The 14,558-nt window shown below is 73.8% G+C and carries 3 protein-coding genes; all 3 read left to right on the forward strand.

What is annotated here, in order from left to right; all coding sequences use genetic code 11:
- Nucleotides 1-2: 2 nt before the first annotated feature.
- Nucleotides 3-1,796, forward strand: coding sequence for an ABC transporter ATP-binding protein (locus Sco07f_RS19345; RefSeq protein ID WP_108988570.1), 1,794 nt, complete (start codon nt 3-5; stop codon nt 1,794-1,796).
- A 64-nt stretch (nt 1,797-1,860) separates the two neighbouring features.
- Entirely contained in the window at nt 1,861-12,861 is an 11,001-nt protein-coding gene (locus Sco07f_RS19350; protein ID WP_108988571.1) for a non-ribosomal peptide synthetase, read from the forward strand.
- Nucleotides 12,848-14,548, forward strand: a complete 1,701-nt coding sequence (locus tag Sco07f_RS19355; RefSeq protein ID WP_164139968.1) for an ABC transporter ATP-binding protein — start codon at nt 12,848-12,850, stop codon at nt 14,546-14,548. Before Sco07f_RS19350 ends, Sco07f_RS19355 begins: the two co-directional genes overlap by 14 nt.
- Nucleotides 14,549-14,558: the final 10 nt, after the last annotated feature.

Consider the following 14,558-nt stretch of genomic DNA (forward strand, 5'->3'; position numbering starts at 1 on the left):
GTGTGAGCGTCACCGACACCCGCGTCCCGACGGCCGTCCTGCGTACGGCGACCGGACGCGAGGCCGGCCGATGGGTCGCGGCGCACTGCCGCGAGGTGCCGTGGCTGACGGCGGCCACCGTACTCAGCACGGTGGCCGGAGCGGCGCTCCAGGTGCTTCCGGTGCTGCTGCTCGGCCGCGTGGTCGACGCGGTGGCCGGGGGAGAGTCGCGGTCCGTCCTGGTCACGATCGGGTCCCTGATGGTCGCCGCCGCGCTGCTCGGCGCGGCGGCGACCGCGGTGTCGACCTACCTGATCGGACGGCTGGGCGCCGACCTGCTCGCCCGGCTGCGGGAGGGCGCCGTCCGCGCCGTGCTGGGCATGCCCAGCGCACGGGTCGAGCAGGTCGGACGCGGAGACGTGCTGTCCCGGGTCGGCGACGACGTCGCCGTGATCTCCAAGGGCATCCGCACGGCCGTACCCACGGTGTTCTCCGCGGGTGTCCTCGTCGTCATCGCCACGGCCGGCATGTTCGGCCTCGACTGGCGGCTCGGTCTGGCGGGCGCCGGCGCGCTGCCCGCCTACGCGCTGGCCCTGCGCTGGTACCTGCCGCGGTCGGCGCCGCTGTACCGCAAGCAGCGGGTGGCCCAGGCCGACCGCGCGCAGGCCCTGATCAGCGGCCTGAACGGCATCGACACGGTCCGGGCCTACCGGCTCGAGGGCGCCTTCCGCGAGCAGGTGACCCGTCAGTCCTGGCGGGTGCGCGACCTCGGCATCGAGGTGTTCCGGTTCTTCGGCCGCTTCGTCGGCAGGGAGAACCGTGCCGAGTTCATCGGGCTGACCCTCATCATCCTGGTGGGCTACGCGCTGCTGGAGGCGGACGCGGCCACTCTGGGCGAGGTGTCGGCGGCCCCGCTGCTGTTCCACCGGCTGTTCACCCCGCTGGGCGCCATCATGTTCACCTTCGACGAGGCGCAGAAGTCGGGCGCGAGCCTGACCCGCCTGGTCGGCGTCCTGGGCGAGGACGCCGAGGACCGGCTGGTGGGCGACGAGTCCGTCGACGCTCCGGCCGGACCGTACCCCGTCACGGTGCGCGGGCTGACGTTCACCTACCCGGGTGCCGAGCGGCCGGTCCTCAGCGACGTCGACCTGACGATTCCGGCGGGCGGCTCGCTCGCCCTGGTGGGCGCCACGGGTGCGGGCAAGACGACCCTGGCCGCGCTGGTCGCGGGCATCGGGACGCCGCAGGCGGGGTCGGTCCGGGTCGGGCCGACCGACCTGGCCGGACTGGACGAGGCCGGGGCGCGGGCCCTGGTGAGCATCCTGACCCAGGAGACCCACGTGTTCTCCGGGCCCCTCGCCGACGACCTGCGGCTGGCCGCGCCCGGGGCCACCGACGACGAACTCCTGGACGCCCTGCGCACCGTCGGGGCCGCCGGGTGGGTCGAGAACCTGCCCGAGGGGCTGGACACCCCGGTCGGTGAGGGCGGCGAGCGCCTGGACGGGACCAAGGTGGCGCAGATCGCGCTGGCCCGGCTGGTGCTCGGCCGGGCACCGGTCGTGGTGCTGGACGAGTCGACCGCCGAGGCGGGCAGCGAGGGCGCCGCCGAGCTGGAACGGGCCGTGCTGGCCGCGTGCGCGGGCCGCACCACGCTGTTCGTGGCGCACCGCCTGACCCAGGCGATGGCGGCGGACCGGATCGCCGTCCTGGACGCCGGACGGGTCGTCGAGGAGGGCACGCACGAGGAGTTGGTGGCTCTGGGAGGCCGCTACGCACGGCTGTGGCGGGCCTGGCGCGAGGGCGGCCGTGCGGGGTAGTTAGGCATGCCTTAGTTAGGTTAGCCTGCCTTCATTCCTTGGCTGAAGGGGCGTTGAGTCTTCGATGATGGAACCGACCGCTTCTCTCGTCCGGCTTTCTCTTGGGCAGCTGACCGACATACGCCGGCGCACCGGCGACTTCTCCGACCGGGTCGTCGCCGAGGCGTGCGCCGTCGGACTGTCCTACTGGGCCTCGGGCAGCAGCCCCGCCGGCCTCGACCTCACCGCGGGCACCCTGTTCACCGACGTGCTCGCCTGGGTCGACAACGGCGGTACGGCGCCCGATGGTTGGGGCGTCGGCGCCGACGGCCGGAGCATCACCCTCCCGGACGGCGGCGCACCGGCCGGCGTGCAGCTCGCGCTCGACGACCTGGCCGACTTCCCGGACCGTCCGCTCGGCACCATCGGCCCCTCCGGTCCGGCGCAGCGGCTGGAGAACCTCGCCAGGTGGCACGACACCGACGCCGACCGGGCCCGTCCCACCCTGGTGGAGATGTTCCGCGAACAGGCGCGCGCCAGGCCGGACGCCGTGGCCGTCGTCGACGACCGCCGCACCCTGACCTACCGTCAGGCGGACGAGCTGTCCGCCCAGCTGGCGCATCATCTGATCGCCCGCGGAGTCACCGCGGAAGACGTGGTCGGCATCTCCCTCGAACGCTCCGCCGACATGGTGATCGCGTTGCTCGGAGTGCTCCGGGCGGGCGGTGCGTTCGTCCCGCTCGACCCGCACTGGCCCGCCGAACGCCGGGCCGTCGTCGTCCAGGACGCCCGGGTCGTCGTACAGCTCAACCCCTCGGGCGAGCACGCCCCCAACGAGCCGGAAGCCGTCGCCGTGGACCTCGGCGACTGGCGGTTCGCCGACCACCCCACGGAGGGACCCGAGGTCCCCCTCCCCGGCGACGCCCTGGCGTACGTGATCTTCACGTCCGGCTCGACCGGGCGGCCCAAGGGCGCCATGATCCGGCACGAGGCGATCAGCGAGCGCCTGCTCTGGCAGATCCACGAGATCCTGGGATTCGGCCACGACGACGCGTCGCTGTTCAAGGCGCCGCTGTCCTTCGACATCTCCGTCAACGAGATCTTCCTGCCCCTCGTCAGCGGCGGCCGGCTCGTCGTCCTGCGCCCCGGCGGCGAACGCGACCCCCACCACCTGCTCGGTGTGATCGCCGAACAGCGCGTCACCTTCACCTACCTGGTCTCGTCCATGCTGGACGTGCTCCTCGAGATGGCCGGTGACTCGGGGCGCCTCGACAGCCTCCGCCACGTCTGGTGCGGCGGCGAGGTGCTCACCCCTGAACTCTACGAACGCTTCCGCGCCCGGCTCGACATCCCCCTGTACCACGGCTACGGCCCCGCAGAGACGACGATCGGCGTCTCCCACGTCGTCTACCGGGGAGCGGCGGAGCGCCTGTCGACGTCGATCGGCAGGGCCAACCCCAACACCCGGCTGTACGTCCTGGACGACGAACTGCGCCCGGTGCCGGTCGGTGTCGGCGGCGAACTGTACGCGGGCGGACTGCTGCTGGGACGCGGCTATGTCAACGCGCCAGGCCTCACCGCCTCCCGGTTCGTGGCCAACCCCTTCGCGAACGACGGCTCCCGGCTGTACCGGACGGGTGACCTCGCCCGCTTCGCCCCCGACGGCTCGCTCGACTTCCTCGGCCGCGCGGACAACCAGGTCAAGATCCGCGGCATGCGCCTGGAGATCGAGGACGTCGAGGTCGGCCTCGCGGAGCACCCGGGAGTGCGCCACACCTGCGTCGTCGCGAAGAAGAACCCGGCCGGCGGCACCTACCTGGTGGGATACGTCATCCCGGCCGCCGGCCACGAGGAGCTGCGCCCGGACGACGTCAGGACCTGGGCCGGCGCCCACATGGTGGAGTACATGGTGCCCGCCCACGTCGTCGTGATGACGCAGTTCCCGCTCACGGCGAACGGCAAGCTCGACCGCGACGCGCTGCCGGAGCCCGTCGTCGGCACGCCCTCGGCCGTGCCGCCCGCCACCGACGAGGAACGGGCGGTGTGCGCGGCGGTCGCGGCGCTGCTGCACCTCGACGAGGTCGGCGTCGACCAGGACTTCTTCCGGCTCGGCGGAGACAGCATCCTGGCCATGTCACTGCTGAGCGCGCTGCGCGACGCCGGGCTCCACGTCACGGCCGGGCAGATCTTCACCCACAGCACGGTGGGCGCGCTGGCGGCGGTGGCGAGCCGCGAGGACACCACGACCGTGGACCACCGCGACGTGCCGACCGGGCCCGTTGTGGGATCCCCCGTCGTGCAGTGGCTCGGGCAGACCACCGACGCCGTCGACGGCTTCTTCCAGTCCGTCGTGCTCAACACCCCGGCCGGCCTGACCGCCGGCGCCCTCGACGCGGTCCTCGCCGCCGTCGTCCGCCGGCACCCCATGCTGCGGGCCAGACTGGTGCGCGGCGAGCGCTGGGGATTCGACATCCCGGACGTGGACACCAAGGCGGACACGGACACGGGCGGCGCCCCGGCCGCGCACCTCTGGCAGACGAGCGACCGACCCCTCGAGGAGTGCATCGCCCTCGCCGCCGAAGGACTGGACCCGGAGGGCGGCGCGATGCTGCGCGCCGTCTGGCGCCGCGAGACCCGCCACCTGGTCGTCGTCGTCCACCACGTGGTGATCGACGGCGTGTCCTGGCGGGTGCTCATGGAGGACCTGGCCACGGCATGGCGACGGTTCACCTCGGGCACACCCGTCGAACTCCCGTCGTCGGGAACGTCGTTCCGGCGCTGGACCCAGCTGCTTGAGCGCGCCGCGTTCGACGCGGACGGCGCCTGCTTCCGGCGCCCACTGCCGGGACCGGACGAGCCGCTGGGCCGACGCGCCCCGACCCCGGACGACACCGTCGCACGCGAGCGCGTCCGGACCGTCCCGGTCGACGCCCGGACCACGGCCGCGCTCCTCGGCGAGACACCCGCCAAGTTCCACGCGGGCGTCAACGACGTACTGGTGACCGCGCTCGCCGTCGCCCTGGCCCGACGGCGCCGCGACCTCGGCCAGGACCAGACCTTCGCGCACATCGAACTCGAGGGCCACGGCCGCGAGCCACGCTTCGTCGCCCCCTCCGCCGGCTTCGAACCGGAACTCTCCAGAACCGTCGGCTGGTTCACCACCCTCTTCCCGGTGACCGTCGACCCCGGCCCGGCCACCGACCCCACCGCACCCGACTACCTGGCCGCCGCCCTCAAGGCGGTCAAGGAAGACCTCGCGCGCGTCCCGGACAACGGCGTCTCCTACGGCGCCCTGCGCCATCTGGCCCAGGTCGCCTTCGACGCCCCCGCACCCCAGGTGCTCTTCAACTACCTGGGCCGCTTCGACGCCGGCTCGTCGGACGACTGGCAACTGGCCCGCACCACCGGACAACTGGGAGAGAGGCGCGACCCGCGCATGCGCCTGCCCCGCGCCCTGGAATTCAACGCGATCGCCGAACCCGGCCCCACCGGCGGGTACGAACTGGTCACCGCCATCTCCTGGCCCGACGGCGTGTTCACCGACGCGGACATCGCGACCCTCGGCACCTACTACCAGGAGGCGCTCACCGGGCTGGCCGCGCTGGAGAGCGGCGGCCACTCGCCCAGCGACTTCCGCCCGCTGTCCCTCACCCAGGCCGACGTCGACGCCCTGGACGGCCCGGCGCTGCGCGACATCCTCCCCCTGACGCCGTTGCAGGAGGGCCTCTACTTCCACTCGGTCTACGACGACGAAGCCACCGGCAGCTACGTCGAACAGCAACTGCTCACGCTGGACGGCGAGGTGGACCCCGGCCGGCTGGCAGCGGCGGCCACCCGTCTGCTCACCCTCCACCCGAACCTGGCGGCACGCTTCGTGGCCCTCGCCGACGGGCGCGTCGTCTCCGTGCTGGAGAGCGGGGCCGAGGCGCCCTTCACCGTGCTGGACCGCCCCGGCATCACGGACGACGAGATCCGCGCCCACGCCGAGCGCGACCGCCGCGCCGGATTCGACCTGGCCGCCGGCCCGCTGATGCGCTGCACACTGATCCACGCCGGAGCCGGCCGGCACGTCCTGGTGCAGACGGTGCACCACATCGTCGCCGACGGCTGGTCGGTGCCGCCCATGCTGCGCACCCTGCTGGCCGAGTACCACTCGCCCGGTTCCGGGTACGCCCTCGGCGGCTTCCCCGACCACGTACGCCGCCTCGCGGCGCGCGACGACGAGACGAGCGACCGGGTGTGGGACGGGCAACTGGCCGGACTCCCCGGCCCGTCGCTGATCGCCGACGGACGCGCACCCTCCGCGCACTTCGCCGACATCGCCGCGCCGGCGGACACCGACGTCGACGCGGCGGCCCGGTCGGCCGGTGTGCCGCTGAGCGTCGCCGTGCACAGCGCCTGGGCGCTCACGCTGGGCGGCATCCTGCACAGCGACGACGTCGTGTTCGGCTCCACGGTGTCCGGCCGCGACGCGGACGTGCCCGGCATCGAGGACATGGTGGGCCTGTTCATCAACACGGTGCCCCTGCGCGCCCGCTGGACCGCCACCACGACCGCGGGAGAACTCCTCGCCTCCGTCCGGGCGCACCAGAGCGCGGTACTGCCGCACCAGCACGTCTCGCTGGCACGCATCACCCGCCGGGCCGGCGCCGGTGCGCTCTTCGACACCCTGGTCGTCTTCGACGTGGCGACCGACGTGCACGCGCTGCGGCGACCCGGCGACACCCTCGTCGTCACCGGCATCGTCAACGAGGGCGCCCCCCACTACCCGCTGACCCTGGTGGTGGAGCGCACCCCCGACGGCGGCCCGCGCTTCAACCTCATCCACGACGCGGAGCTGCTGAGGGAGAGCGACGTCCGCGAGATCCTGCGCACGTTCACGCGGAACCTCACCGGACTGCTCACCCGGCCGGAAGCCCCCGTCGCCGACCTGGCGTCCGGGGGCGGTGGGCACGTCGAGCCGGTCGCCCCCGCCACCCTGGGTGAACTGCTCGCCGCCGCGGCGCACCGTGACCCGGCCGCCACCGCGGTCACCCAGTGCGCCCTCGACGGCAGCACCCGCTCCCTGACCTACGGCGAACTGACCGAACGGAGCGACGGGCTGGCCGCCGTACTGCGTGCGGCCGGTGTCGGTCCCGGCCGGCGGGTCGCCGTCGCCGTGCCGCGCTCCGTCGAGCAGGTGGTCGCCCTGGTAGCCGTCGTCGGGGCGGGCGGCGCCTACGTACCGCTGGACCTGGCGTACCCGGACGAACGCCTCGAGTACGTCCTCGCCGACTCCGCCCCGCAGGTCGTTCTCGTGGAAGCCGAGCACCGCGACCGGTTCACCCGGCTGCTGGCCCGCGCGGGCGTGCCGGCCCGCGTGCTGGTACCGGGGGAGGAGCACGCGCCCACCGTCGCGGGGCCCGCACCCGCGGCCCGGTGGCAGGACCCCGCGTACGTGATCTACACGTCCGGCTCGACCGGCCGGCCCAAGGGGGTCGTCGTCCCGCACTCGAGTGTGGTGACCCTGCTCGCCCGCACCCGGCCCGCGATGGCCTTCGGCCCGGACGACGTGTGGGTCCAGTTCCACTCCTTCTCCTTCGACTTCGCCGTCTGGGAGCTGTGGGGCGCACTCACCCACGGCGCCGAGCTGCTGGTGCCGGAGTACGCTCTGACCCGTTCCCCGGTCGACTTCCACCGCCTGGTCCGCGAGCGCGGGGTGACGGTGCTCAACCAGACCCCGTCGGCCTTCCACCGCTTCGCCGAGGCCGACCGGCACGCGGGCGAGCCGCTGCCCGCACTGCGCCGGATCGTCTTCGGCGGCGAGGCGCTGGACCTCGGGCGGCTGCGCGACTGGGTCGAGCGGCACGGCACCGACGCGCCCGAGCTGGTCAACATGTACGGCATCACCGAGACCACCGTCCACGTCACCCACCGGGTGCTGACCGCCGCCGACTTCGCTCCCGGCGCCGTCGGCACCAGCCCCGTCGGCGGCCCGGTCCCGGGCCTCGTCACCCACCTGCTCGACGACCGGCTCCGGCCGGTGCCGCCCGGCCGGGTGGGCGCCATCTACGTCGCAGGTGACCAGGTGTCCCTCGGCTACCTGGGCAGGCCGGGGCTGACCGCGGGCAGGTTCGTCGCGAATCCGTTCCGGGCGGACGGCTCCCGCATGTACCACACGGGCGACCTGGCCCGCCGGACGTTCGACGGCGAGCTGGAGTTCGTCGGCCGCGCCGACGACCAGGTGCAGCTGAAGGGGTTCCGCATCGAGCCGGGCGAGGTGGAGTCCGCGATCCGCGACCTCGACGGCGTGGTCGACGCCGCGGTCACCGTGGCGGACAGCGAGGACCACCTGGTCGCACACGTCGTGGGCCGGGTGCCCGCGGACCTCACGGCGCTCCTGGCCTCGAAACTGCCCGCGCACATGGTGCCGGGCCGGGTGCTGCCCGTGGACGCACTGCCGCTGACGGTCAACGGCAAGCTGGACCGCAGGGCGCTCACCGAGCGCGCGGCGCCGGCCCCGGCGGTGAGCGGCGGTACCGCCGTCGGTGGTGCGGCGAGCAGCGGCGTAGCGGACAGCGGCGCGCCGGACGGCCGGGACGGCTCCGCGCTCGCCGCGGTCGTCGGCATCTTCGCCGAGGCACTGCCCGGCTCCACCCCGGACGCCGACACCGACTTCTTCGCCGCCGGAGGCGACAGCATCGTCGCCATCACCGTCATCAACCGGGCCAGGGCACTCGGCCTGCCGATCGCACCCCGCGACGTGTTCCTGCTCCGCACCCCCCGCGCACTCGCCGAGCACCTGGACACCCGCGCTTCCGAAGCCACGCCACCCGCCCCCGCCCCCCACGAGGACGGCCCGCTGCCGCCCACACCGATCATCCTGCGCCAGCGGCGACTGGGCGGATCCCTCGCCCGGTTCGCCCAGGCCAGAACGCTCACGGCACCCGACGGGACCGGCTTCGCCGACGCGGAGCGCGCCGCGCGGGCCGTCGTCGCCACCCACCCGGCGCTGCGACTGCGCCTGCGCGTCGACCACGGGGCGTGGTCCCTGCGCACGGAACCCGCCCGCGAGGTCACCGTCGCCCGCGCGGCCGGCACCGACACGACGACCGCGGCCGACGAAGCGGCCGGCCGGCTCGATCCCGAGACCGGCGGCGTCATCGCCTTCACCTGGCTGGAGGCGAGCCGCACCCTCGTGGTGGCCGTGCACCACCTCGCCGTCGACGCCGTGTCCTGGCTGATCCTGCTGGACGACCTGGCCGACGCCATGCGCGGTGCGGCCCTGGCACCGCCGACCACGTCCTACGCCGACTACGCCCGAGCGCTCACCCACCGGTCCGCCCAGGAGACCGACGGCCTGGCCCGCTGGCTCACCACGCTCCAGGCCCCCGCACCGCTGCCCGCCGCCGGGAACCCGCGCGAGCGGACGGCGGTACTCGCCCCCGAGGCGAGCGCCCGCGTCACGCGCACCGCGCCCGGCGCACTCGGCGTCGGTCTCACCGAACTGCTGTGCGGCGCACTGCGCGTCGCGCTGACCCGCATCCAGCCGGCGCCCACGGACCTGGCGGTCGATCTGGAACGGCACGGCAGGGTCCCGGCCCTCGACCACCACGACTACACCCGCACCGTCGGCTGGTTCACGTCCATCGCGCCGGTACGGCTCACCGCGCACACCGACCCCGTCGCCGCGGCCCGCGAGGTCGCCGAACACCAGCCGGACGAGCGCGCGCACGCCGACTACGGCGGACTGAGGTACCTCAACCCGCAGACCGCCCCGCTGCTCGCCGCCACCCACCACCCGCAGGTCCTGTTCAACTACCTGGGCCGCGGCGCCGAGTCGGAGGCACCGCGGATCACCGGTGGCGACGCGGGCAGCCCGTACGCCGTCGAGGTGAACGCGTGGACCGACGCCGCCACCGGCAGCCTGCACGCGGCCTTCACCCTCGCCGAGGGCGTCCCCGACGAGATCACCGGGCACTGGCACCGCGCGCTGCAACACATCGCGGACGCCGCCGCGACGGCCGAGCGCACCGCACCGGTCACCCCCCTCCAGCGCGGGCTGTACTTCCAGGCCCAGCTGACGGGCCCGGCGGGACACTACGTCGCCCAGAGCTGGTTCACCTTCGAACAACGCCTGGACACCGACGCGTTGTCCCGGGCGATGGCACACGTGCTCGCACGGCACCCGGCCGCGGGCGCGGGCTTCACCACGGACGAGGACGGGAACCCCGTCCAGGTCCTCGCCGCGGGACGCCGGGCCGACGTGCGCACGGCCGAAGCGGCGACCGACGCGGAGGCGGAAGCCCTGCGGCTCAGGGACCGGGAGGCGGGGTTCGATCCCGGCGAACCGCCGCTGATCCGGCTGACCGTGGTCCGCCTGCCCGGCGACCGGGACGGACTGCTGCTCAGCTACCACCTGCTGCTGTGGGACGGCTGGTCCCGCGAGATCGTGCTGCGCGACCTGTTCGACGCCTACCGCGCCGTCCTCGAGGGCACGCCCCTGGACGCCGCACCGGCCGACCCGGGCTTCGAGGACCACGCGAGGGCCCTCGCCGCGAAGGACCCGGCCGCCTCCGAACGCTTCTGGGCGCGGCACCTCGCCGGACTGCCCGGCCCGACCCTGCTCGCCGGACCGGCGCCCTCCCTGCCCGACGGCCTGCCGCGTGCGCTCGTGCGGACGCTGACCACCGGGCAGTCGGACGCCCTGCGGGAGGCGGCCCGGACCCACGGCGTCACCCTGAACACCGTACTGACCGGCGCCTTCGGCCTCCTCCTCGGCGCCCGCACCGGCCGCGCCGACGCCGTCTTCGGCGTGACCGTCTCCGGCCGGGAGGGCGAAGGACTGGCCGACGTCGTCGGCGTCCTGCTCAACACCGTGCCCATGTGGACGCGGGCCCGGCCGCACGACACGGTCCGCGCCTACCTGTCGGCCGTACAGGCGGCCCGGGTCGAGGCCATGGAGCACGAGCACCTCGGGCTCGGCGAGATCCAGCGGGCCGGCGGCCACGACACACTGTTCGACAACCTGTTCGTCCTCCAGAACTTCCTGGACCTGGACGCCTTCGCCGAGATGAACGCCCGGCACGGCATCACCTCGGTGCGGGCCGACGACTCGACCCACTATCCGTTCACGTGGGTGGTCACCCCCGGCGACCGGCTCACCGTCAAACTCGAGTACCGCGACCACGACACCGCCGGCGCCCGCGGCCTCCTCGACGATTACCTGCGCGTGCTCGACGACCTGACCGGGGCCGCCGGACCCACGGGGACGATCGGGGCTCTTCCCGGCCCGGCCCCCGCGCCCGAGCCCGCCGAACGCACCGACATCGGCACGGACACCGTCGTGGACCGCTTCGACCGGGCGGCCGACCGCGCCCCGCGACGGACGGCGCTCGTCGCCCACGGCTCGGCCATGACCTTCGCCGAACTCAGGGACCGCAGCCGGGCACTGGCGGGTGTGCTCGTCCGGCGCGGCATCGGCCCGGAGACGACGGTGGGCCTCGCGATCCCGCGCTCCCTCGACTCGATCGTGGCGCTCTTCGCCGTACTGCGCACCGGCGCCGCGTACGTGCCGCTGGAACTGGACCACCCCGACGAGCGGATCGCCGCGATCGTCGAGGACGCCCGACCGGACGCCGTACTCACCCTGAGTACCGTGGCGCACCGCCTCACCGGCGCCGTCGGCCTGATCGAGCTGGACCGTCCGCTGCCCGGGGCCGAGCCGTTCGTGACGTTCGCGCCGGACGACCCGCACCGGCTGCGGCACCCCGCGTACACGATCTACACCTCCGGCTCGACCGGCCGGCCCAAGGGCGTGGTGACCGAGTACGCCGGACTCACCAACATGCTCGTCAACCACCAGCGGCGGATCTTCGAACCGGTCCTGGCGGCGCACGGCCACCGGACCTTCCGCATCGCCCACACCGTGTCGTTCGCCTTCGACATGTCGTGGGAGGAACTGCTCTGGCTCGCCGACGGCCACGAGGTGCACATCTGCGACGAGGAACTGCGCCGCGACGCACCCAGGCTGGTCGACTACTGCCTGGAGCACGGGATCGACGTCGTCAACGTCACCCCGACCTACGCGCAGCAACTGGTCGCCGAGGGACTGCTCGCCGACCCGGACCGCCGGCCCGCGCTGGTGCTGCTCGGCGGCGAGGCCGTCACCCCGGCACTGTGGACACGGCTCGCCGAGACCGAGGGCACCGTCGGCTACAACCTGTACGGGCCCACCGAGTACACCATCAACACCCTCGGCGTCGGCACCTTCGAGTGCCCGGACCCGGTGGTCGGGGTCGCGATCGACAACACGGACGTGTACGTCCTGGACCCGTGGCTGCGCCCCGTGCCCGACGGCGTCCCCGGCGAACTGTACGTCGCGGGCGTCGGCATCGCCCGCGGCTACCTCGGGCAGCCCGCCCAGACCGCGCACCGCTTCGTCGCCTGCCCCTTCGGCGCACCCGGCGAGCGCATGTACCGCACCGGCGACCTGGCGGTGCGGCGGCCGGACGGGAACCTGGCCTACCTCGGCCGCACCGACCAGCAGGTCAAGATCCGCGGCCACCGGGTCGAACTCGGCGAGGTCGAGGCCGTGTTCGCCGCGCACCCGGCGGTCCGGTTCGCCGCCGCCGTCGCCCAGCCCGACCCGCAGGTCGACGGCGCCCACCGGCTGGCCGCCTACCTGGTGCTGGACGGTGCCGACCTGGCCGAGGTCGCCGCCGAAGTGGGTGCCGCACTCCCGGACTTCCTCCGTCCCACGCACTACGCCCGGGTCGACGGCATCCCGCTCACCGTGAACGGGAAGGCAGACACCAAGGCGCTCCCGGAGGCCAAGCCGCTGGGCGCGCTGACCACGGCGGGGGAGCGGCCCCCGGAGACGGAGACCGAGACCACGGTGTGCGAACTCTTCGCCGAGGCACTGGACCTGGACGACGACGAGGTGAGCGCAGTGAGCGACTTCGTGGCCCTCGGCGGCCACTCCATGCTGGCGGTGCGGCTGACCGGGCTGCTCCGCCGGGAGTACGGTCCAGTGATCACCATCCGCGATCTGTTCACCCTGCGAACCCCGGAAGCGATTGCCCGCCACCTCGATGACCACTCCTGACACCCAGCGGCCCCGCGCGGGGTCCGACATCCTCCGTACCGCCCTACGGCGCAACGTCGGCGCGATGGCCTGGGGCACCGTCCTCATGGGCCTCTACCAGGCCGGTGAGACCGCCTTCCCCATCGCGCTCGGCCTGATCGTCGAACACACCATGCGGCACCGGAGCCCGGAGGCGCTCGGCGTCTCCGTCGCCGCCCTCGCCGTGATCATCACGACCGTGTCGCTGTCCTGGCGGTTCGGGATGCGGATCCTTCAGAAGGCCAACACGACCGAGGCGCACCGCTGGCGGGTCCGGGTGGCCGGCGCGGGGCTCCAGCCGGTCGCCGGGGACGTCGACCTCAAGTCCGGCGAGGTGCTGACCATCGCCACCGAGGACGCCGACCAGACCGCCGACATCATCGAGGTGGTGCCGCTGCTGATCAGCTCGCTGGTGGCGGTCCTGATCGCGGCGGTCGCCCTGGGGCTGGCCGACGTCCGGCTGGGGCTGCTGGTCATCGTGGGGACGGTCGCGATCCTGTCGGTCCTGAGCGTGATGTCCAAACGCATCGGCTCCAGCACCCGTGAGCAGCAGGCGCGGGTGGCGCGGGCGGGCGCCAAGGTCGCCGACCTCATCATCGGCCTGCGTCCGCTGCACGGCTTCGGCGGCAATCACGCGGCGTTCCGCGCCTACCGCCGGGTCAGCACCGACGCGAAGCGCCAGTCGGTCACCGTCGCCCGGGTCGGCGGCGTCTACGCGGGCACCGCACTCGCCCTCAACGCGGTACTCGCCGCCGCCGTGACCCTCACGGCGGGGTGGCTGGCCTTCGAGGGGCGGATCAACATCGGTGAACTCGTCATGGCCGTGGGCCTCGCGCAGTTCATCATGGAACCGCTGAAACTCTTCTCGGAGATGCCGAAGTACGTGATGATCGCGCGCGCCTCCGCCGAGCGGATGGCGCTCGTACTCACCGCACCACCGGTCACGACACCGGGGACGGAGCGGCCGGCCCGGGGCGCCGGCCTGGAGGTCGACTGCGTCCGCCACGGGACGCTGCGCAAGGTGCGGTTCCGGGTCGCGGCCGGCGAGTTCGTGGCCGTCGCCGCGTACCAGCCGCGCGCCGCGGCCGACCTCGCGGCGGTCCTCGCCCTGAACGTCCCGCCCGACGCGTACGAGGGCACGGTGCGGGTCGGCGGACGGGACCTCGCGGACCTGGCGGTCGAGGCGGTCCGTGAGCACCTGCTGGTCAACCCGTACGACGGCGAGATCTTCGCGGGCACCCTGCGCTCCAACATCGACCCCTCCGGCACCAGCCGCACGGTCTCCGAAGCGGTCGAGGCCTCGATGCTGACCGACGTCGTCGCCCTGCACCGGGAGGGGCTCGACTACGCCGTCCGCGACCGGGGCGCCAACCTCTCCGGAGGCCAGCGCCAGCGGCTCTCCCTGGCCCGCGCCCTCGCCGCCGACACCGACGTCCTGGTGCTGCGCGACCCGACCACGGCCGTCGACGCGGTCACCGAACAGCTCATCGCGCGGGGCGTCGCCGAGCTGCGCCGGGGCCGCACCACCCTGGTGATCACCAGCAGCCCCGCCCTGCTGGACGCCGCCGACCGCGTGCTCGTCCTGGACGACGGCGTCGTCACCGCCGAGGACACCCACCGCCGCCTCCTGGCCACGGACGAGGAGTACCGCCTGGCAGTGACCAGATGACCGGCTCGCC

Origin of the sequence: Streptomyces coelicoflavus (genome assembly GCF_003112555.1) — a bacterium.
GTDB lineage: Bacteria > Actinomycetota > Actinomycetes > Streptomycetales > Streptomycetaceae > Streptomyces > Streptomyces coelicoflavus.